Here is a 21,980-nt window from a genome sequence, read left to right as displayed (position 1 = left end):
CTGCTCTCCGGAAGTCATCAGCCTCAAGCTTGTGCGGGGGCGGTGACAGGGAAAAATTCGGCCAGCCACTTCTTGATGCGGGTGGAGCACTCGTGGGGGCGCTCCGCCAGCGACAGGTGGCCGGTGGCGGGAATGACTTCGAGGCGATGGCCCTGAATCGCGGTCGCGGCTTGCTTCAGGGTTTCCAGGGGGTAGAGCGAGTCATCTTCGCCGGCGATGACCAGCACCGGCACGTCCAGCTTGCCCAGCGCCGGCAGTAGTGACGGGCGTTCCAGCAACACGGACCGGATCGCGGCATGCAGCCCGGGGTTCTCGAAGGTATCCTCCTGGCCGAGGAAGTTCTTCAGGACTTCGGGATGACGCAACGCGGTCGAGGGTGAGAAAAAAGCCTTGGCGATGCCTTGCCGGAAGATTTTCAGACCCGGAATGAAGCGGGACATGGCGACAATGAGCCGGGTGCGCCACCGGGGGGAGGGGTCGGCGCCGAACGGAGTATTGGCCAGGATCAAGCCCTTGACCCGATGGCCGGAGTTGCTCATGGCATGGGTAATGGCGACCAGGCCGCCCCAGGACGTGCCGACGGCGACGGCGGCCGGCACATTCAGTTCGCGCAGCACCTCCTCTTGAGCCTGGGCGCACAGATCCAGCGTCAGCCGGTCGGGGCTGCCGTGGCTGCGGCCGTGCCCGGGACCGTCCAGCATGATCATCGGGTTTGGCAGCCACTCGGTCAGGCCAAGATACAGGGAGTGATCGAAGAAAATGGACGGCCAGAGGATCAGGGGCATACCCACGCCCTCCCGGCGCCGGACAAAGAGGTGTCCCGCTGATGTTTCGACATGCTGGACTCGCCAGGACGCAGGGCGGTGCATGATGTCTCCTGATGAAAAATCGCCGTGCTCGGCGCGATCTTCTTGTTGTAAAACTTCGCGACTCCGACGTTTGTAACGATGCGGGGCGTGTCACGAATGGTGTGTGCTGAATCAGGCGATAATGACCCAGCCTATTACTGTTTACAATGGGACGACGGCGCGATGGCTTCGGGCCGGATGTTTTTTTTCAGGTAATAGGCTAAACTTTACACTGTAAAGACAATTCATGGTGTTCCGATGACCAGTAGCCTCGCCATTCCCGAACCGCGCCCGCCATATCATCATGGCGATCTGGCGCGTGCGTTGTTGCAGGCCGCTGGTGAATTGATAGAGGAAGAAGGGCTGGAGTCTTTCACCCTGCGCGCCTGCGCCCGTCGGGCAGGCGTTTCGCATGCCGCGCCCGCCCACCATTTCCGCGACCGGGCCGGTTTGCTCTCGGCCTATGCCGCCAGCGTCTTTCAGGACATGACGGTGCAAGGGCGGGCCCGGATTGCCGCCGCCGGCGCCAATCCTTATGCGCGATTGAAAGCTGTGGGCCTGTCCTACATCGATTTCGCCATTCAGCGACCCGGCGCGTTTCGCCTGATTTTCCGCTGTGAGGTTCTCGACAAGACCAACCCGGTTCTGAAAGAGGCCGGGGATGAGTGCTTTGCCCTGTTATCCGATGTGGTCGGCAGCCTGACCCCGCCGGACCGCCAGAGTCAGGTGTTCCTCTACAGCATGCTGGCCTGGAGCGTGGTTCATGGCTTCGCCCATTTGTGGCTGGAGGGCAACTTCACCCAGGTCTTCTGTCATCACAGCAACGAGCCCGATGTCCAGGCGGATATCCTGGCCAACCGTATTCTGGACCTGATGAAGCCCGCATTCGGCAAGTCCTGACACACGACCGATACAGCCTGACGGGACATGTTGGCGGCTGATATGGCAAAATGCCGCCCTTGTCGTGTTTCCCCGTCCAATGAGGCATCCTATGCGTACCGTATGGCCCGCCCTTGCTGTCAGCGCCGCCCTGCTGGTGGGTTGCTCCGCCCCGCAAATCCAGCCGCCGCCCAATAGCCCGCTGCCTTTTGTCATGCCGGCGGTGAACCCCTCGGTGATCAATCTGCCGATCTCCCTGGATCTGGAGGCCTTGCGCGCCGAAGTGCTGCGAACTTCGCCCAAGCCGCTCTCCTATGCGACGACGACCCAGCCGATCGGCATCGGCAATGCCGATATCCAGCACAAGGTTTTCCTCAAGGACCTCAAGCTCTCGGTCACCGGCAACCAGTTTCAGGCGACCACGCAACTCGATTTTTCGCTGGACTCCAATATCCGCGCCGCCGGCCTGAATCTGGGCGGAGTCAGTTGCGGGATCAATGGTGAGGAAATGCCGCGCATTGAGTTCACCTTGCCCGGCAAGTTGTACTGGACGCAGGGCGGTGATCTGGCCCTGCAATCAGACCCCTGGCAGCTCAAGTGGCTGAAACCCTGCAACATCACCAAACTCAATCTGCCGGTCGAGAAGATCCTCAACCTGCCGATTGTGCGCGACAAGGTGCAGACGCTGGTCACGGCCGCCATTACCGACAACCTGAAGCAGTTCGGTCTGAAGGCCATGCTGGGCAAGGCGTGGCCCACGCTGAATGAGCCAAGGGAGTTGCAAAAGAATGTCTGGCTGTTGTTGCAGCCGGAATCAGTCGGGCTGGCTGACATCAAGGGTAACGGCCGCCTGGTGACAACGGCGGTCAGCGTCCAGGCCCGCCCCCAGATCGTGACCGGCGACAAGCCGCGCCTGCCCTTGCCGCCGCAACCGCAACCGCAGCGTTTGACATCCACGCCCGATACCTTCTTTATCGCCCTGCGCGGCGATATCGGGCTGGATACCGCCAATGCCCTGTTGAATGAAAAACTGGTTGGCAAACCGTTTGATGCCGGTGGACGGGAAGTCCTGATCGAAAGCCTGCGCTTCTATGGCAGCGGCGACAAGGCCGTGCTTGGCTTGAAGCTGCAAAAGCCCATCGCTGCCGAAGTCTATCTGTTGGGCAAGCCGGTGCTGGATACCGATACCAATGAGATGCGGCTGGAGGATGTCACTTTCGAATTGTCCACCAGCAGCTTTCTGGCGCGCAGCGCCAACTGGATGCTGCATGGCACATTCCGTGATGCCATCCAGGAAAAGGCGCGTTTCAATTTCGACAAGGATCTGGCGGATGTGCTGAAGGATTTCCGCGACTACCGTCAGGACTTGGGCTATGGCATGAACCTGCGCCTGCAGGTGGCCAGCGTCAAACCCCAGGGAGTGTTCTTCACGCCCACGGAGTTGAAGGCGCTGGTGCTGGTGGATGGGAAACTGGGTATTGATTCCGGTAAGCCGGCGATCCCTGTCGCTCCTCCGGCGGCGTTGCCTGCCGCTGCGGCTCCGGCCATCAAGCCGGTCGCTGTCTCCAATTGAGCCGGCGGCCGGTCACGGCCGTCGTGGTTCAGTCTTCTTCGGCAGATGCGGGTTCGGGGTTGAAGTCATTACCCCGGCCCAGCGGTATCCGGTAATCCTCGCTGGCCCAGCCCCCCAGATCGATCAGCTTGCAACGCTCGCAACAGAACGGGCGATACGGGTTGTCGGTCCAGCGCGAAGGCTTGCCGCATTGGGGGCAGGGAAAGCCGGTCGGCCTTGGGGATTCAGCCATGATTCAGCTCCGCCGCCAGTTCCAGATACTTCTGGTGCAGGTCGTCCAGTTGCAGATAGAGGTCGTCGGGCGCGCCATGGTTGACGACAATATCATCGGACCGGCGCAGCCGTTCTGATCGCGGCATCTGGGCGGCGATGATGCTGGCGATCTGGGTCTCGCTCACGCCGTCCCGAGAGGATGCCCGGGCTTTCTGCGCGGATTCGTCGGCATCAATGACGACCGTGCGTTGGCAGAAATCCGCTTGACCGGTCTCGAACAGGAGAGGGGAGACCAGCAAAACATAGGGCGAGGTCGCGGCTTGCAGATGGAGCAGGATGCGAGCGCGGATGGCCGGGTGGGTGATGGCTTCCAGAACAGATCGTTCGGCCGGATCGGCAAACACCCGCGCCCGCAGCGCCGCGCGGTTCAGCGAGCCGTCGGCCTGCAGGACCTCCACGCCAAAATGGGCGGCAATCGCGGCCAGCGCCGGTTCGCCGGGCTCCACGATCTCGCGCGCCACCCGGTCGGCATCGACCACATCAATTCCTTTCTCCGCCAGATAGTCACTGGCCAGTGTCTTGCCGCTGCCGATGCCGCCGGTCAAACCGATAATCAGCATGAGTCAGTGCTTCCAGGTTCCCAGATACCAGGTGATGATTTCCGGGCCGCCGAGCAGGGCGATGAAGCCGGCGATGGCCAGATAGGGCCCGAAAGCGAAGGGCAGGTTCTGCTTGCGGATGGCCAGGTAAGCGCCGCCGATAATGGAGCCGACCAGCGAGGACATCAGGATGATCAGCGGTAGCTGCATGGGCCCAAGCCAGGCCCCCAGCGCCGCCAGCAGCTTGAAGTCGCCATAACCCATACCTTCCTTGCCGGTCGCCAGTTTGAAGGCCCAGTAGACGCTCCATAGCGACAGGTAGCCGAATGCCGCGCCCAGCACCGCTTGGTCCAGATTGACAATGAGGCCGTGATAATTGACCAGCAGTCCGGCCCAAAGCAAGGGCAGGGTCATTACGTCAGGCAGCAGCTGCGTGTCGAAGTCGATCATGGTCAGCGCCACCAGACACCAGGTCAGTGCGAGCGCCGCCAACATCTTGCCGGTGGGGCCGAATACGGCGAAAACCAGCAGCGAGAGCAGGGCGGTGGCCAGTTCCACCAGCGGGTAACGGGCGGAAATCGATGTTCCGCAGCCTCGGCATCGTCCTCGCAACGCCAGCCAGCTGATCACCGGGATGTTCTCCACGGCGGTAATGGCGTGGCCGCATTTCGGACACCGGGAAGGAGGCGTCATCAGGTTGAAGCGGGGAGTCTCGGGAGTAGGCAACTCCAGAACTTCACAGGCTTGCCGCCGCCATTCCCGGTCAAGCATGACCGGGAGGCGATAGATGACAACATTCAGGAAACTGCCGATGCAGAGCCCCAGCAGAAAAACGAGGCCCCCTGCAAGCAGGGGGCTGGCGGCCATGAGTTCGGGCATGAGCGGAATTACACCACGGAACCCATCTGGAAGATTGGCAGGTACATGGCGATAACCAGGCCGCCGACCAGAACGCCGAGGATGGCCATGATCAGCGGTTCCATCATGGAAGTCAGGCCGTCAACCGCGTTGTCGACTTCATTTTCGAAGTAGGTCGCGACTTTTTCCAGCATGGAGTCCAGGGCGCCGGACTCTTCACCGATGGCCACCATCTGCAACGCCATGGAGGGGAAGATACCGGTCTGCCTCATGGCGAACCCGAGTTGTTGGCCGGTGGCGACATCGTCGCGAATCTTGAGGATGGCGTCTTTGTAAACCACATTGCCGGCAGCCCCTGCGCAAGCCACCAAGGCGTCAATCAGCGGCACACCGGCGGCAAAGGTCGTGGCCAGGGTCCGGGAGAAGCGGGCAACCGTGGATTTATAGGCCAGATCACCAACAATGGGCATTTTCAGCAGCATCCGGTCCAGCATGTCATTGAAGGCAGGTATCCGTTTCTTGGCCTCAAAGAACGCACCAAAGCCGCCGACGACAATGATCAGTGCGACAAACCAGTAATTCTGCATCCACTTGGACATGTTCACCACCATCTGGGTGAAGGCGGGCAGTTCGGCACCGAAGCCTTCGAACAGGCTCTGGAACACGGGCACCACCTTCAGCAGCAGGATCACGGTGACGATCACGGCGACGATGATAACCGTAATGGGGTATTTCAGCGCTTTCTTGATCTTCTGCTTCAGCAGTTCGCTCTTTTCCTTGTACTGGGCGACGCGGTCCAGCATGGTTTCCAGCGCACCGGACTGTTCGCCGGAGTTAACCAGGTTACAGAACAGTTCATCGAACAGCAGCGGGTATTTGCGCAATGCGGCGGCAAAGGTGCTGCCGCCCTCAACTTCATTCTTGATGCCCAGCACCACGGTGCGCATGGACTCGTTATCAAGGCCTTCCGCCACGATTTCGAAGGACTGCACCAGTGGAACCCCGGCTTTCATCATGGTTGCCAGCTGCCGGGTAAAAATCGCGATATCCATCGGGGTGATTTTCTTGGCCCGTTTGAACCCGACGGCGGCGCTCTTTTTATGGATTTTTTCAACAGTGATGCCTTGCTTGCGCAACTGGGCCTTGGCCAGGGCGATATTCTTGCCCGAAATCTCGCCTTTTGTTTTTTGACCGCGCTTATCCTTGCCTTGGTAGGCGAAGTTCAGCATGGTTTCCGGTTTGTTAGCTGCCATTTTCGGTCACACTCGGTTAATCGACACCGGTTACCCGGTTGATTTCAGTCAGGCTGGTGACGCCAGCCATTGCTTTTTTTAATCCGGAACGGCGAAGGTCCGGGAATCCTTCCGCCTTGGAGGCCTCGGCGATCTGGATGGAGTTACCTTCTTCCATGATGATCCGGGCAATCTTCGGCGTTACTTTCATGACTTCGTAAATGCCGACCCGGCCTTTATAGCCGTCCCGGCACTGGTCGCATCCGACCGGCTCATAGATGGTAAAACCGGTGGCGAGGTCTTCGTCGGTAAAGCCCATTTCCAGCAAGCTGGCGCGGGGGACATCCATCGGCTTTTTGCAGGCGCTGCAGAGGCGACGGGCCAGGCGCTGGGCGATGACCAGGTTGACGGATGTGGCGATGTTGAACGAAGGGACGCCCATGTTGCGCAGGCGGGTCAGGGTTTCCGGGGCGCTGTTGGTGTGCAGGGTGGACATCACCATGTGACCGGTCTGGGCGGCCTTGACCGCAATCTCGGCGGTTTCGAGATCCCGGATTTCACCGATCATGATGATTTCCGGATCCTGACGCAGGAAGGCTTTCAGGGCCGAAGCGAAAGTGAGGCCCACTTTCGGGTTCACGTTGACTTGATTGATGCCTTCAAGGTTGATTTCGACCGGATCCTCGGCGGTGGAGATGTTGTTTTCCACGGTATTGAGGATATTGAGACCGGTGTAGAGCGACACGGTCTTGCCGGAACCGGTGGGGCCGGTGATCAGCAACATGCCCTGCGGCTTGTCCAATGCGCCCATGAACAGGGCCTTTTGGTCTGGCTCATAACCCAGCATGTCAATGCCCAGCGAGGCGCTGGAGGGGTCAAGGATACGCAAGCAGAGCTTCTCGCCGAACAGGGTGGGCATCGAGTTGACCCGGAAGTCGATGGCCCGTGTCTTGGAGAGCTTCAGCTTGATACGGCCGTCCTGCGGTACCCGGCGTTCGGAAATGTCCATCTGCGACATGACCTTCAGTCGCGCTGACAGCTTGGTGGAGAGCTGCACGGGCGGGCGGGTGATCTCGCGCAGCACGCCATCGACCCGGAAACGGATGCGGTAGGACTTTTCGTAGGGTTCGAAGTGCAAGTCGGACGCCCCCATCTTGATGGCGTCGAGCAGGATCTTGTTGATGTATTTGACGATGGGGGCGTCATCCTCGGCCGAGGAGGAGCCGCCATCCTTGGCGGCGGAATCCTCTTCGCCGCCGGAGATGTCCAGGTTCTCCAGGTCGTCATCCAGCCCCTGGAAGGCGGCGTTGCTGTTGCCTTCCATGATGCGTTCGATCAGCTTCAGCAGCCGGTCTTCCTCGGCGACGATGGTTTCGACCGTCATGCCGGTATTGAACCGGATGGCGTCTATGGCGTCGAGCCGGGTCGGGTCGCTCATGGCGACGAAAATGCGCTTGCCGCGTTTGAAAATGGGCAAGGCATTGTATTTCTTGATGATTTTTTCGTCGAGGATGTCCTTGGGGATCACCTCGGGGTCCAGCAGTTCGAGATCGATCAGCGGGTCGCCGAACTCGTCGGCCATGGTCCAGGCCACCTGGGCGGGCTTGGCCAGCTTGTTATTGACGAGATAGGTGACGAGCGAGGCCTGTTCCCGTTGCGATTCGGTCAGTGCTTTCTGCATGGCGTTGGCATCGACTACGCCCTCCATGACCAGGCGCTTGGCCAAGCCTCCAAAGGATGTGGTGGGTGCGGACGGTGACACTGCCATGCTGGTACCTGCTGCCGTTGTTGTATTTCTTGGTGAGGAAACAATGCTAAGATTCTGGAATATAAATCAAATCCGGCATATACGCCAAGCATCGCACCTTTAATTTCACGGAGGGGCGCTTGGAGTAATGCCTGCATTGTAGACGGAATTGCTCACAGACAAGGAGTGCAGTGTTGTGATTATGCGGAATGGCTCCCTTTTTCGGGGGATTTTGATCGGCTGGCTGGGTATTTGCGGGTCATTGGCGGCTTGCGAGCCCGCTGTAGCAACCGGGACGGACAAGGTCAACATCAACACGGCCGATGCGGCCACGCTGGCGTCAAAACTGAAGGGAGTGGGTCAGGCCAAGGCGGAGGCGATTGTCCGCTGGCGGTCTGAAAAAGGGAAATTCACCAACTTGCAGCAGCTGGATGCGGTCAAGGGGTTCGGCCCGGCGCTGATCGACAGCAACCGGGACCGGATTGCCTTCTAGGAACTAGGCAGCCTGCTGACCGAAATCGGGCATGGCTTCATCGAGTCCCTGGGCGCGCTTGCGGGCTTCTTCAGCCAGGTTGGCGTCCAGTTTCTCGAAAGCGCGCGGCGCGTACTTGCGCGCCAGCGCGTTCAGGCGGTCTTCCACGAACTTTGGCAGCGGAATGCCCAGCGGATTTGATTCCTTGAGGTCTTCCGAGCTGATGACGCGCGTACCCATGATGTAGTCGAACCAGGGCTTGGTCACGCACCAGTTGGCGTCCTGGTTGGTGTTCATGTGGTGGTCGTAGTGCCAGGGAATCTTCTTCTTGCCCCATTCCGTATCCAGGTGGGACTGGCTGTGGACATGCCAGTAATTCCACGCGCAATACCAAGTGGTCAGGGTAAAGAAGGGGGCAACCGGAAAAACCACGCCGGTGGCGGCGCACAGCTTGAGCAGCGCGGCGACCTCGGCCTTGGCGTCGGGGCTGTTGTTGAAATCGGCGTACAGGTCGTCATCGCGGTATTTCTGCAGCCGTACCCGGCGATGATGGCTCCAGTGTCGTTTCATGAACGGTTCGGAAATGGACTTGCGCCCGCCCTCCGGTTTCGGGACGCCGTGCAGGGCGTATTTGTGCAGATACCATTCCGTCGCGTTCGAGGCGAGCAGGCCAATGGGAATACCAATCATAACTTCACCTGTGTGGCTATACTTGCGGGAAACCAGACATTCCGGTGTCGCCGTCATCCAGGTACGTTCGTACTGGATTCAGCATAGCACTGGCTGTCAACCTGACTTGACATTTTGTGCCAAAAACGGGAGTTCCCCTCTGTGGTAATCCCCGGGAGACGTCATGTTTCATCCTGATGCCGTTCGCGCCGTCATGCCGATGTTCGATCCGGATCAGGCATGGCCCGTTGCCGGTCCGGCGGACGATTACAGCCGCTATTATGCGTTGGACGAAGAGCGGAGGCAGGTTGGACTGACGCATGCGGGCGGCTGGCTTGAAGCTGCCGGCTACCGGATACTGGTGCATTATTTCCGGCCCGAGCGCTGTCGCGGCACGCTGTTTATCGTGCATGGCTATCTGGAGCATAGCGGCCTCTACCCGCAATTGCTGCCGTATATTCTGTCGCTGGGCTATGCCGTGGTGCTGCATGATCTTCCGGGGCACGGCCTGTCGAGCGGGGTGCGGGCGGGCATCCGGGATTTCAGCGAATACCAGATCATCCTTGACCGGCTGATGGCGCGGGTGGCGACGTCAGCGCCCCGGCCCTGGCTGGGCATGGGGCAAAGCACGGGCGGCGGCATCCTGATGGAACATGTCTTGCAGTCCTTGCAGGATGGACGTCCGCCCGCGTTTGAGCGGTTGTTCCTGCTGGCGCCGCTGGTGTTGCCGACACCGTTCCAGTGGTGGCAGATACGGGGGGCGTTCTGGCTGGTGGGGGCGCTGCGCACGGCCATGCCGCGCAATTTCCGCCGTAATACCAGTGACGACAGTTTTCTGGACTTTGTGCGGCGGCAGGATCCCCTGCAGTCCCACTGGATGCCGGTAGGGTGGATCAATGCCCTGCGGCGATGGGTGCCGCACCTGCACCGTTTTCCGGCAACCGATTTCCCGGTCTGGCTGGTGCAGGGGGATCGGGACTCCACCGTCAACAGCCGTTATAACCGGCGGTTCATCCGCAGCCGCTTCCGGGTGGTGGTCAGCCTGCAACTGCGGGAGGCGTCGCACCAACTGGCGAATGAACGTCAGGACATCCGTGCGCCCGTTGACGCCTTGTTGACGGATTTCCTGCAACAATCACCCGCTTAAATGCTTCACAGTCCGCCGCTGATTCGGTAAAAGTGGCGAATCCATGCTTTTTAGCCGCGTATCTTCCAGGGAGAATTCAAAGAATGGCCCATAACTGGCGTTTTATCCGTTACGGCGGTTTTGACCAGGTGTTCATTGACCGGGTCGAGGATCTGGAGAATTTGCCGGAGCTGGACCAGAAACTTTGGGCGGCATTGGCCTGCCCGACCCGTGGGTTGGAGATGGACAGCCGGACGCTGGACTATATTGATACCGACAAGGATGGCCGCATCCGCGCTCCGGAGTTGCTGGAGGCGGTGCGCTGGTCTTTGTCACTGTTGAAAGACAAGTCGGTGCTGTTGTCCGGCAACGGCCTGCCGCTGCTGGCGATTGACGCCGGAACCGAGGCCGGCCGCAAGCTGGTGACCGGGGCGGGGGAGTTGTTGTCCCGTTTGGGGCGGGGTGAGGCCACGTCCGTCACCGTCGCCGATACCGAAGATCTGGCCAAGGTATTTCCCCCGGCCATGCCCAACGGCGACGGCATCGTGCCTGCCGCCATGGCGACGGAACCCGGTCTGGCCGAGGCGATTACCGATATTCTGGCCTGCACCGGCTCCGAAACCGATCGCAGTGGCGACCCCGGCGTAACCGAGGCGCTGATCCGCCAATTCTTTACCGATCTGGCGCTGGTGACGGACTGGCAGCGGGCGAAGGTCAGCGAGCCGCTGGCGGACGCTACCCCGGCCGCCTGTGAGGCGCTGCTGGCGGTCGAGGCCAAGATTGATGACTATTTTTCCCGCACCCAACTGGCCGGGTTTGACCAGCGTGCACAATCGGCGCTGAACGGCAGCGAGGATGATTTCGCCCGTCTGGGTGCGCAAGCGCTGACCTTGAGCAGTGAGGACATGGCGCGCCTACCGTTGTCGCTGATCGCCCCGGATCAGCCGCTGAACCTGTTGTCGGGCGTGAATCCCGCCTGGCGCGACCGGTTGGCCGCGTTCAAGGTATTGGTGGCGGACCCGTTGACGGGCATGAACCTGCATTCGCTTGACGCTGCTGCCTGGTCCGCGATCAAGCAGCGTTTTGGCGCTTACCGGGACTGGCAGGCCGCCAAGCCGGCCGTGCCGCAGGCCGCCCTGGCCGAGGAACGGCTGGCCGCCCTGTCAGCCCCGGGTGTGATGGATGCGCTGCTGGAACTGGTGACCGCCGATCTGGCGGTCGCGGACGCCGCAGACAGCCTGGTGGATCTGGACCGCCTGGTGCGCTATCAGCGCGACCTGAAAACCCTGCTCAACAATTTCGTGTCGCTGAGCGACTTCTATACCCGTCGCGACAAGGCGGTCTTTCAGGCCGGAACCCTGTATATCGACGGCCGCAGCTGTGATTTGTGCGTGAAGGTCAACGACATGGGGCGGCATGCGTCCATGGCCGGGCTGAGCGGCACCTACCTGATCTATGCCGACTGCGTGCGCAAGGGCAGCGCCGAGAAAATCACCATTGTCGCCGCGCTCACCGCCGGTGAGGCGGGCAAGATGATTGTCGGCCGCAACGGCATTTTCTATGACCGTAACGGCGATGACTGGGACGCCACCGTCGTCAAGCTGGTGGAAAACGCGATCTCGGTGCGCGAGGCTTTCTGGAGCCCCTACCGCCGGATCAGCCGCATGGTGTCCGAGCAGTTGCAGAAGATGGCGGCCGACAAGGACAAGGCGATAGAAAGCAAGGCGACGGTGCATATCACGACCGGCACCGCCAAGATCGAGCAGGCGGCCGTGACGCCCAAGGATGCCAAGGACGCGCCGAAGACGCCGCCCGCGCCTTTCGATGTGGCGCGATTCGCCGGCATCTTTGCCGCCCTCGGGCTGGCGCTGGGGGCCATTGGCACCGCGATCGCCTCGGTCATTTCCGGCTTTCTGGCGCTGGCGTGGTGGAAAATGCCGATCGCCATCGCCGGGTTGTTGCTGCTGATTTCCGGGCCGTCGATGGTGGTGGCCTGGTTCAAGCTGCGCCAGCGCAACCTGGCGCCGATCCTGGACGCCAACGGCTGGGCGGTGAACACCAAGGCCAAGCTGAACATCCCCTTCGGCACCACGCTGACGGCTCTGGCAACCTTGCCGAAAGGCGCGGAACGCAGCCTTAAGGATCCGTATTCCTGATTACGGAACACGGATATAGCCGGACCGCCGGGCGTGTTATGCTCGGTCGGTTGTTTCCTGTTCGAATGGAGAAAGATGATGTCGGGAAATCCGTTGTTTGGCGACCGTCTGTACCAGAAGGTCGAAGTGGGCGTGTCGGGCATGACCGTCAAGGGCACGATCAACCGTCTGGCGATGCTGCTGGCGATGACGCTGATCACCGCCTGCTGGTCGTGGCAGCAGTTCCGGGTAGATCCGGGCGCAGGCATGCTCTGGGCCGCCGGCGGGGCCATGCTGGGACTGGTCATGGTGCTGGTGATGATGTTCAAGCGGCAGTGGGCGGCCTTCCTGGCGCCGGGGTATGCACTGGCGGAGGGGCTTTTTCTCGGAGCGATTTCGGCGACCTTTGAAAAAATGTACGGCGGCATCGTGATTCAGGCGGTGCTGCTGACCTTTGGCGTGATGTTCGCCATGCTGTTCGCCTACATGACCGGCATCGTCAAGGTGACGCCGGGCCTGATGAAGGCGGTGTTTGCCGCCACCATGGGCGTGGCCATTTACTACCTGATTGCGATGGTGATGGGCATGTTCGGCGCGGAAGCGCCGCTGATTCACCAGAGCGGTCCGCTGGGCATCGGCTTCAGCCTGGTGGTGATCGGCATTGCCGCCTTCAACCTGGTGATTGACTTCGCCCAGATTGAAAACGCCGCGCAGGCCGGGATGCCCAAGTACATGGAATGGTACGGCGCCTTCGCGCTGCTGGTGACGCTGATCTGGCTGTACATGGAAGCCCTGCGCTTTCTGGCGAAACTGCGGGAATGATGTTCCTCCGGACATGAAAAAGGGGCCTCGCGGCCCCTTTTTCATGGGTGAACGGCGACTCAGGTTTCGAGGTGATAGCCAGTGACGCGCTCGACCTCGTTGGCGGAGCCCATCACCACCGGTACGCGCTGGTGCAGGCTGGTCGGGGTGACATCGAGGATGCGCTGACGGCCGGTGGTGGACGCGCCGCCCGCCTGCTCCATGATGAAGCTCATCGGGTTGGCTTCGTACATCAGGCGCAGCTTGCCGGGCTTGCTGGGGTCCTTCAGGTCGTAGGGATACATGAAGATGCCGCCGCGGGTCATGATGCGGTGCACGTCGGCGACCATCGAGGCCACCCAGCGCATGTTGAAATCCTTCTCGCGCACGCCGGTGATGCCTTCCAGCAGTTCGCGCACATAACGCTGCATGTTCAGTTCCCAGTGGCGCATGTTCGACATGTTGATGGCGAACTCCTTGGTATCCTTCGGCACCTGCAGGTTGGGTGCGGTGAGGTAGAACACGCCCTGTTCGCGGTCGAGGGTGAAGCCGTCGGCGCCGTCGCCCAGCGTCAGCACCAGCAGGGTGGAGGGGCCGTAGACCACATAACCGGCCGCGACCTGCTGGTTGCCGGGTTGCAGGAAGTCCTGTTCGGTGACCGGACCTTGCCCGTCCGGGCGCTCCAGGATGGAGAAGATGGTGCCGACGGAGATGTTGACATCGATGTTGGAGGAGCCGTCCAGCGGATCGAACAGCATCAGGTAGCGGCCTTCCTTCATGCCGTCCGGCACCGGCAGGATCTCGTCCATTTCCTCGGAGGCGAGACCGGCGACGCAGCCGCCGCCGAGGGTGGCGGCGATCATCAGGTCGTTGGTGATGATGTCGAGCTTCTTCTGTTCCTCGCCCTGCACGTTCTCGGAACCGGCCTGGCCCAGCACTCCGGCCAGCGCGCCCTTGGCGATGGCGTCGCTGATGCGGTGGCAGGCGTCGCCGGTCTGGCGGATCAGTTCGCACAGTTCCGGGGTGACGCCGGGCAGGTCCAGTTTCTGTTGCAGGTAACGGCTCAGGGTGAGGGTGGTCATGTCGGCTCCGGGCGCGTGTTCAGTCTTGGGGGCGGATTATCGCCAAGAATGCCCGGCTTCACCAGCGAAACATGGGCAGCGGATTGAGCGGATGCTTCAGCGCCTGTTGTACGGACTGTCGCATCAGGAATTGGTGAAAACCGGCGTTGGGGAAGGTGCGCATCACCCGCACGGCAAAACCCAGCGGCAGCGAGAAGCGGCGCAGGCCTTGCGTGACATCGGCCCAGTCCGCCTGGCGGAAGGTTTCAGCGATCGGGTTGTCGGCGCAGGCGGTCACCTTGTGGTGGTCGCTGATCATGGCGGTGATGTCCGGGACCCAGTCGTCCAGCCCGTGGTCCAGCAACCAGGCCTCGGCCAGCAGGGACGAGGGCTCAAGATAGTCCAGCGTGCCGTGGCTCCAGATGCCGATGTCATGGAAGGCGAGGGCGACCGCCGCCTTGTCGAGCGTGGTTTCGTCATCGGCGTTGCTCAGGACGGCGAAGTAGTTCAGCACCCGGTAGCAATGGTTGTGGTAGGCCGTGAAGTCCTGCCCCAGGGCATCGTGCCATTCCTCCAGCAGCGTATCCAGCCGGGGGTGGAAGGTGATGATGTCGGGGGTGCTCATGATCGTGGTTCCTTCAGGATGAGTGTTCCGGGTGGAAGGCGCTGTGCAGCGGTTCAGCAGCCCAATGTTCCAGCAGGCGGACGTGCGCTGCAAGCAATTTGGGCAAGTGGTAGCGCTGGATCACCGTCTGTCGCGCGTTCTCGCGCAGGGACCGGAAGCGCTCAGGCTGGCGCAGCGCCTCTTCCAGGCGGTCAGCCAGGGCATGATGATCGAAAAAGTCGGTGAGCAGACCGTTTTCGCCATCGTGGATCACTTCCTGCAAAGGGGCGGTATTCGAACCGATGATCAGGCAGCCGGCGGCCATCGCTTCCATCAGTGACCACGACAGCACATAAGGCCGGGTAAAGTAGACATGCGCGCAGGAGGCCTGCAGGACTTGCAGGTAGTAGGGGGTGTCCAGCCAGCCGGTGAAATGGATGCGGCTGAGATCCAGCCGTCCGGCCAGCTCTTCCAGCAGCTCCTGCTTGTAGGTGCGTCCTTCCGGCAGGGTCTTGGAGTAATAGACGTTGTCGGTGCCGACAATCACGGCATGGCAGTTCGGACAGCGCGCCTGCAATTCCGCCAGCGCCCGTATGAACTGGGGAAAGCCGCGAAAGGGCTCCATGCCGCGCGTGGAATAGGTGACGACAGGCGTACCCGGCGGCAGGCTGAGGCCGGGAAGGTTCAGCCCGGCATCGGGTTTGGGCCGGAACAGTTCGGTATCGACGCCATCATGCAGCACGGTCAGCTTGTGCCGGAATTCCTCGGGAAACTGGTGCTGCTGCCAGCGCGTGGGCGTAATGCCGTGGTTGCAGGATTGCAGGTCCAGCAACATCGGCGTGTTGGCGGCGCGCAGGTAGAGCTGGTGTTCGGTCGCCAGCGGATAGGCCGGGTCGAAGTTGTATTCCGAACCATAAGCATTGAGGAACCATTCGAAGTAGCCGACCAGCGGCACATTGGGGTAGATGTCCTTGATGAACATGATCTGGCCCCAACCGGCGTAGCCGTAAATCAGGTCGGGAACAAAGCCCTTGCGCTTCAGTTCGGCGGCCACGTGCGCCACGGCCTGACCCTGGATGACGGCCTCTTCCAGCTTGTGCACATAGGGATGCCCGGTCGGCGTTGCCCCTTCGGGAACGCTGAAGCGCAGCTTGCGCACGCCGGGCACGGCCTCCAGCGCCGACTGCCGCGACAGGTGCACGACCTCATTGCCCGGTTGGGCGGCCAACTGCTGCATGACGCGATGGAACTGTCCGGGAAAGACCGGATGAATGAAAAGATAGCGCATAAAAGTACCGGCATCGTGCCGAAATCAATATTAGAATTGTCCGCAAAATCCTTCGCCATGGAGGCGATATGCAGTCTTTAGTTGTCAGGTGGTTCGGCCTGAGCCTTCTTCTTCTATCCTCCCTGACCCACGCGCTTACTATCAACGATTTGGTCGCCCAAGCCAAGGGGACGGCGTATCGTATTTCCGGCCAAACCGTTAGCTTGCAAGCCTTTTCGCCCCAAGGCGATGTCGGGGTGGTCAACCAGGCGCGGGCGCGATTTTCGGAAGACATGGTGCGCGTGGGCGACCCGGCCGTACGCAATCCGTTCATCGTCAGCGGCAACTGCAAGGACTTCGGCCGCGGCCGCTGGCTGGATACCCGCACCTGGGTCTACCAGTTTGACAGCAATCTGCCCGCATTGCGTTGTGAATTCCGGCTGGTCGCCAACCTGAAGAGCGTACAGGGCAAGCCGGTGCGGGCCTTCCCGCTCTACCATTTCAACCGGATTTTTGCGACGGTGGGTTATGACACCACCGCCGAGCGCGGGCCGCGCATTGTCGATTCCTGGCCGGAACACAATGGCTCGGTGATTGAGGATCAGGTCTTTCTGCTGAAGCTGGACAAGCCCGCCGATGTGAAGTCCTTGCCCGGCAATGTCTGGTGCCTGACCAGCAACCTGCCGGAACGCCTGCCCGCGCGCTTCCTGACCGTGGCGGAGACCGCGGCGTTCGTGCAGCAGCAGATTCCGGAGGTGCGGGAATGGTGGCGCCGCGAGACCGGCCATGACTGGTGGGACGCCTCGACCAAGGTAACGCGCCGCGCCGCCGTTAAGGAATGGCGGGCGGTCAGTTGCGGCCGTCGCCTGACCGGAGGGGAAGGGCTGCGGCTGGTGTTGAGCAAGAATGTGGCAACCGCCGCCGGCGCGAAGCGCGGTTCCGACCAGGTGCTGTCCTTCGACATCCGCAAGCCGTTCACCGCCGCCTTTAGCTGCTCGCGGCAAAGCCCGACCGCGCCCTGTGTGCCGCTGGCCGACATGGAAATCCGGTTTTCGGAAATCGTGACCTCGGAAAAACTGGCCGCCATCCGTTTGCAGTCCGGAGCCACCAGCTGGTCGCCGGAGCTGCCGGACGGAGAAGCCTATGACGGTGGCGACAGCTCGGTAGTGCGCTTCAAGGGGCCGTTCCCGGCCAACGCCGCCTTCACGCTGACGCTGCCTGCCGGATTAGTGGACCCCTTCAACCGGCCGCTTGCCAACGCCGCCCGCTTCCCGCTGGCGGTGCGCACCGACACCTGGCCGCCATTGGCCAAGTTCGCCGCCGATTTCGGGGTGGTGGAAACCGCCGTCGGCGCGGTGCCGCTGACGGTGCGCAACCTGGAAAGCACGCTGCCGGGCAAGACCGGCGTCACCTTGTATACGCAGAAAATGGACAACAGCGAGCAGGCCTTCATCCTGGCGCTGAAACGCTACAGTGCCGGCAATTACGGCCTGCTGGACAAGCCGTGGATTGCCCGCCAGCCCGGCGTGACCGCGCAGGAACTGCCGCGCAGCCTGTCGGCCAAGGAATTCGAGGTGATCGGGCTGCCGGTGACGCAGGGCCTGTACCTGCATGAAGTGGAAAGCCGCTACCTAGGCGAGTGGATTTCGCAGAAGCCGCAACCGGCCTATGTACATGCGCTCAGCCTGGTGACCAACCTCGGTGTGCATGTGCAGATGGGCAAGGTGAACGGCCAGGTATGGGTGACCGACCTGGCGGCGGGCAAACCGGTGGCCAATGCCGCCGTCAGCGTCTGGGACTGCTATGACGAACGTCAGGTGTGGAGTGGTCAAACCAATGAGCAGGGCGTGGTGCGCGTTGATCGCGGCGTCTTCACCGAGCGTCCCTACAAGGAAATCGAGAACAAGAGCAACTGTCAGGGTTCGCCCTGGGTGATCATGGCCGCCAGCGGTGCGGACCGCAGCTTTGCGCTGTCGGAGTGGAACGGCGGCATCGAGTCGTGGCGCTTCAACCTGTATGGCGAAAGTGACTACGCCTGCGAGGAGGAGTGTGGTGGCTACGGCTATGGCGAAACCCGCACCGGCGATTATGTCGCGCACACCATCTTCGACCGCACGCTGCTGCGCGCCGGGGAAACGGTGCACATGCGCCATCTGCTGCGCCGCAACAAGCTGAGCGGCATCAGCGCGCCCGAGGCCTCGTTGAAGGTGAAGGCGGTGATTGTCGAGCATCCCGCCAGCGATACCCGTTTCGAGCTGCCTGCTTCCTTTACCGCCATCGGCAATGGCAGCAATGAATGGACCATTCCCAAGTCGGCCAAGCTGGGCGAGTACTGCGTTTACCTGCAACTGCCGGATGACAACCGGCTGTCCGGCGGTTGCTTCAAGGTGTCCGCCTTCCGCCTGCCGGTGTTGAAGGCCGATCTGGGCTTGCCCGCCGCGCCGGTGCTGCCCGCGCCGAACCTGCCGCTGCAATTGCAACTGCAATACCTGAATGGCGGCGGCTACAGCAACGCGCCGGTGACGCTGCGCGGCAAGTTCGAATCCGACGCCTATCCGGCAGTCAGTGGTTTCGACGAATTCAGTTTCTACTCGGTGCCGGTGATTCCGCCGAAGAACCCGGACGAATCCTACTGGACCAGCCAGGACCTGCCCGAAACCGCGCTGACGCTGGATGACGCCGGGGGCCTGAACGCGCTGTCGCCGACGCTGCCGGTGGTCGACCGCGTCAGCCGCCTGCGCATGGAAATGGAATTCCGCGACCCCAGCGGTGAAACCCAGACTGTCGGCGCCAGCACGCAGTTGTGGCCGGCGGCGGTGGTGCCGGGCCTGCGCGTGCTGTCGTCGTGGCTGGGCGGTGACGGACCGGTGGTGGTGGAAGCCATTGTGGTCGACCGCAACGGCAAGCCGGTGGCGAATTCGCCCGTGGAAATCCAGGGCGCGCTGATGACCTGGGATTCGCACCGCAAGCGCACGCTGGGCGGCTATTACGCCTATGACTCCACCCGTCGTGAAGAGGCGGTGAAAGTGCCGTGCGGCAACCGCACCGACGCCCAGGGCCGCCTGCTGTGCAAGCTGCCGCTGAAGCGTTCCGGGGAACTGAAGTTGAGGGTGATTGCCACCGACAACGACGGTCGCCGCGCCGCCACCGAAAACACGGTCTGGGTGGCCGGAGCCGATGACTGGTGGTTTGACCAGGGCAATGACGACCGCATCGACGTGATCGCCGAGAAGAAGCAGTACGCGGTCGGCGACACGGCGCGCCTGCAGGTGCGCATGCCCTTCCGCGAGGCGACGGCGCTGGTGACCGTGGCCCGCGACGGCGTCATGGACAGTTTCGTGACGACGCTGGACGGCAAGGATCCGGTGGTGAGCGTGCCGGTGAAGCCGGATTACGCGCCGAATGTCTATGTGTCGGTGATGGTGGTGCGCGGCCGCAATAACGCCATCCAGCCGACGGCGCTGGTCGATCTGGGCAAACCGGCCTTCAAGCTGGGCATCGCGCAGTTGAAGGTGGGCTGGGAAGGCTACAAGCTGGGCGTGAAGGTGCAGACCGACAAGACCGTCTATCATCCCCGCGACACGGTGCAGGCGACGGTGCAGGTGAGCAACGCCGCCGCCCGCGAGCGCCTGCCCGCCAATACCGAAGTGACGCTGGCCGTGGTGGACGAAGCGCTGATGGAGCTGGCGGACAATAATTCCTGGGACCCGTTGCCGTCGCTGGTCAACGCCCGCGCCTATGACCTGAACACCGCCACCAACCAGTTGCAGGTGGTGGGCAAGCGGCATTTCGGCAAGAAGGCGCTGCCCTCGGGCGGCGGCGGCGGACGCGGCGGTTCCACCCGCGAACTGCTGGACAGCCTGGTGTACTGGAAGGCGACGGCGACCGTGGATGCCGACGGCAAGGCCACGTTCAGCTTTCCACTCAATGATTCGCTGTCGGCCTTCCGTGTCGTGGCGGTGGCGTCGAGCCGTGACCAGTTCGGCAACGGCTCGGCCACCATCCGCAGCACCCGCGAATTGCAGGTGCTGAGCGGCCTGCCGACGGTGGTGCGGCAGGGCGACCGCTATCAGGCCGAGTTCACCGTGCGCAACAGCAGCGACCAGCCGGAAGCGGTGACGCTGACCGTGCGCTCCCCGGCGCTGGCGAAGGACTTCGTGACCGTCGTCGATCTGCCCGGCGGCCAGTCGACGCGGGTCACGGTGCCGGTGACGGTGCCGAAGCGCATCGACACGCTGGCCTGGGAGATCAGCGCCGTCAGCCCGCATTTCAGCGACCGGTTGAAGGTGTCACAACAGGTGCTGACCGCCGCGCCGCTGCAAACGCTGGCCGGGGCGCTGACCCAGCTGTCGCCGGGCGCACCCTATGCGCTGCCGTTGACGCTGCCCGCGGGCAGTACGGAGGAGGGCAGGATCGACCTCGACCTGCAACCCACGCTGACCGGCACGCTGGAGCCGGTGCGGCAATGGTTCCGCGACTATATCTACCTGTGCCTGGAGCAGAAGGCCACCAAGGCGGCGGGCCTGCAGAATCCGGCGCTGTGGACCGACATCATGGGCGACCTGCCGACCTATCTGGATCAGGACGGTCTGGCGGCTTTCTTCCCCGGCAGCAAGGGCTCGGCCTTCCTCACCGTGCATGTGCTGCGTCTGGCCAAGGCGCTGAACTGGACGATCCCGGCGGAAAGCCGCGAGCGCATGCTGACCGGGCTGGAAAACTACGTGCAGGGCAAGTTGCCCAAGGCGACCTACGAATACTGGATCTACGACAACCGTCAGGACCTGATCCAGCGGCAGATGGAGGCGATGAGCCTGCTGGCGCAGTACAACCGCTTCAAGCCGGTAATGCTGGACAATATCCGCATCCAGCCCGCGCTGTGGGATATCCACATCCTGATCGACTGGCGCGACCTGCTGCGCAGCGTGCCCGGTCTGGCCAACCGCGAGGCGCGCCTGAACGAAGTCAACCGCCTGCTGCGGGCACAACTGGCGCAGGCGGGCAGCAGCGTGCTGGTGATCAACGAGCGCCGTCAGGATCGCTGGTGGTGGTTCGACAGCAACGAGCAGCTGCAAGCGCGATTGATCCTGAGCGTGCTGGGCGACAAGGCCTGGGAGCAGGAGCTGCCGCTGCTGGTGCGCGGTCTGCTGCGTCACCAGAAGGACGGCCACTGGCAGGACACCCAGGCCAACCTCTGGGGCGGCATGGCGTTGACCCGTTTCAATGAGGGCGTGCAGCCGGTGACCGGCCAGACCCGCGCCACGCTGGCGGGAGAAAACCGTCGCCACGATTGGGCAGCGGACCCGCAGCCGGTGATTCCCGGCGTCAGTATGAGTCCGGTCGAGCCGACGATGAGCCTGCCGTGGCCGAAGGCGAATTCGACGCTGAACGTGCAGCATGACGGCGCTGGCAAGCCGTGGCTGCGGGTGCTGGCGCGAGCACCACTGGCCGTGACCCGGCCCGATTTCAAGGGCTATACCATTGCCAAGACCGTGGAGCCGGTGACGCTGAAAGTGAAAGGGCAGTGGAGCTTGGGCGATGTCGTCCGCATCAAGCTGCGCATTGTCGCTGCACAGGACATGGGCTGGGTGGTGGTCAACGACCCGGTTCCGGCCGGCGCGGTGCTGCTGGGTCGCGGATTGAAGCGCGACAGCGCCCTGCTTTCGGAAAATGACAGCAGCGGCTGGTGGCCGGAATTCGTCGAGTTCGCCGCCGACGGCTATCGCGCCTACTACGAATATCTGGGCAAGGACGCGGACTGGGAAATCAGCTATAGCGTGCGCCTGAACCAGGCCGGGGAGTTCCGCCTGCCGCCGACTCGGGTGGAGTCGATGTATGCCCCGGATGTCTACGGCATGCTGCCGAACAGCAACTGGACCGTCGCCCCGTGACGGGAGGT

Annotated in this window: 17 protein-coding genes; 7 read left to right on the top strand and 10 right to left on the bottom strand. The window is 62.2% G+C overall.

Going from position 1 to position 21,980, the window contains the following annotated elements:
* Positions 1-23 precede the first annotated feature (23 nt).
* Positions 24-785, bottom strand: a complete 762-nt coding sequence (locus EV700_RS02020; RefSeq protein ID WP_165391294.1) for an alpha/beta fold hydrolase — start codon at positions 783-785, stop codon at positions 24-26.
* 321 nt (positions 786-1,106) lie between these two features.
* Here EV700_RS02020 and EV700_RS02015 point away from each other — a divergent pair, with 321 nt between their 5' ends.
* Positions 1,107-1,748, top strand: a complete 642-nt coding sequence (locus EV700_RS02015; protein WP_130410687.1) for a TetR/AcrR family transcriptional regulator — start codon at positions 1,107-1,109, stop codon at positions 1,746-1,748.
* 91 nt (positions 1,749-1,839) lie between these two features.
* Positions 1,840-3,300, top strand: a complete 1,461-nt coding sequence (locus tag EV700_RS02010; protein ID WP_165391293.1) for a DUF4403 family protein — start codon at positions 1,840-1,842, stop codon at positions 3,298-3,300.
* A gap of 28 nt (positions 3,301-3,328) precedes the next feature.
* Here EV700_RS02010 and EV700_RS02005 read toward each other — a convergent pair whose 3' ends face one another.
* Genes EV700_RS02005 through pilB form a run of 5 tightly spaced genes read right to left on the bottom strand, consistent with a single transcriptional unit; the run spans position 3,329 to position 7,970 of the window.
* Entirely contained in the window at positions 3,329-3,532 is a 204-nt protein-coding gene (locus EV700_RS02005; protein WP_130410685.1) for a DNA gyrase inhibitor YacG, read from the bottom strand.
* Positions 3,525-4,133, bottom strand: coding sequence for a dephospho-CoA kinase (gene coaE, locus EV700_RS02000; RefSeq protein WP_130410684.1), 609 nt, complete (start codon positions 4,131-4,133; stop codon positions 3,525-3,527). Before coaE ends, EV700_RS02005 begins: the two co-directional genes overlap by 8 nt.
* Positions 4,134-4,136: 3 nt before the next feature.
* On the bottom strand, positions 4,137-4,991 hold the full coding sequence (locus EV700_RS01995) for a prepilin peptidase (RefSeq protein WP_130410683.1): 855 nt from the start codon (positions 4,989-4,991) through the stop codon (positions 4,137-4,139).
* Positions 4,992-4,999: 8 nt separating this feature from the next.
* Entirely contained in the window at positions 5,000-6,223 is a 1,224-nt protein-coding gene (locus EV700_RS01990) for a type II secretion system F family protein (RefSeq protein ID WP_130410682.1), read from the bottom strand.
* Between the two features lie 16 nt (positions 6,224-6,239).
* Positions 6,240-7,970 carry a type IV-A pilus assembly ATPase PilB gene (gene pilB, locus EV700_RS01985; RefSeq protein ID WP_130410681.1) on the bottom strand — a complete coding sequence of 577 codons (1,731 nt, stop codon included), beginning with the start codon at positions 7,968-7,970 and terminating at the stop codon, positions 6,240-6,242.
* A 181-nt stretch (positions 7,971-8,151) separates the two neighbouring features.
* Between pilB and EV700_RS01980 the strand changes: the two genes are divergently transcribed.
* Complete coding sequence (locus EV700_RS01980; protein ID WP_130411458.1) at positions 8,152-8,442, top strand: ComEA family DNA-binding protein; 291 nt, start codon at positions 8,152-8,154, stop codon at positions 8,440-8,442.
* Positions 8,443-8,445: 3 nt separating this feature from the next.
* On the opposite strand, the gene EV700_RS01975 is transcribed toward EV700_RS01980, so the two are convergent.
* Positions 8,446-9,111, bottom strand: coding sequence for a sterol desaturase family protein (locus EV700_RS01975; RefSeq protein ID WP_130410680.1), 666 nt, complete (start codon positions 9,109-9,111; stop codon positions 8,446-8,448).
* Positions 9,112-9,274: 163 nt separating this feature from the next.
* On the opposite strand from EV700_RS01975, the gene EV700_RS01970 reads away from it, so the two are divergent.
* From EV700_RS01970 to EV700_RS01960, 3 genes are all read left to right on the top strand, one after another.
* A complete protein-coding gene (locus EV700_RS01970; RefSeq protein WP_130410679.1) occupies positions 9,275-10,237 on the top strand; it encodes an alpha/beta hydrolase in 963 nt (320 codons plus the stop codon).
* 83 nt (positions 10,238-10,320) lie between these two features.
* A complete protein-coding gene (locus tag EV700_RS01965; RefSeq protein ID WP_130410678.1) occupies positions 10,321-12,372 on the top strand; it encodes a hypothetical protein in 2,052 nt (683 codons plus the stop codon).
* Between the two features lie 75 nt (positions 12,373-12,447).
* A complete protein-coding gene (locus EV700_RS01960) occupies positions 12,448-13,173 on the top strand; it encodes a Bax inhibitor-1/YccA family protein (RefSeq protein WP_130410677.1) in 726 nt (241 codons plus the stop codon).
* 59 nt (positions 13,174-13,232) lie between these two features.
* Here EV700_RS01960 and EV700_RS01955 read toward each other — a convergent pair whose 3' ends face one another.
* Genes EV700_RS01955 through EV700_RS01945 form a run of 3 tightly spaced genes read right to left on the bottom strand, consistent with a single transcriptional unit; the run spans position 13,233 to position 16,105 of the window.
* Positions 13,233-14,234 carry a class 1 fructose-bisphosphatase gene (locus EV700_RS01955; protein ID WP_130410676.1) on the bottom strand — a complete coding sequence of 334 codons (1,002 nt, stop codon included), beginning with the start codon at positions 14,232-14,234 and terminating at the stop codon, positions 13,233-13,235.
* Between the two features lie 58 nt (positions 14,235-14,292).
* A complete protein-coding gene (locus tag EV700_RS01950) occupies positions 14,293-14,838 on the bottom strand; it encodes a phosphohydrolase (RefSeq protein WP_130410675.1) in 546 nt (181 codons plus the stop codon).
* Positions 14,839-14,851: 13 nt separating this feature from the next.
* Positions 14,852-16,105, bottom strand: coding sequence for a glycosyltransferase (locus EV700_RS01945; protein WP_130410674.1), 1,254 nt, complete (start codon positions 16,103-16,105; stop codon positions 14,852-14,854).
* Positions 16,106-16,173: 68 nt separating this feature from the next.
* Here EV700_RS01945 and EV700_RS01940 point away from each other — a divergent pair, with 68 nt between their 5' ends.
* Complete coding sequence (locus EV700_RS01940) at positions 16,174-21,972, top strand: alpha-2-macroglobulin family protein (protein WP_130410673.1); 5,799 nt, start codon at positions 16,174-16,176, stop codon at positions 21,970-21,972.
* Positions 21,973-21,980 lie beyond the last annotated feature (8 nt).

This window comes from Fluviicoccus keumensis (assembly GCF_004217445.1).
Lineage (GTDB): Bacteria > Pseudomonadota > Gammaproteobacteria > Pseudomonadales > Moraxellaceae > Fluviicoccus > Fluviicoccus keumensis.
Note: the sequence above shows the minus strand (reverse complement) of the source record. Positions and strands in the feature narration are given on the sequence as shown.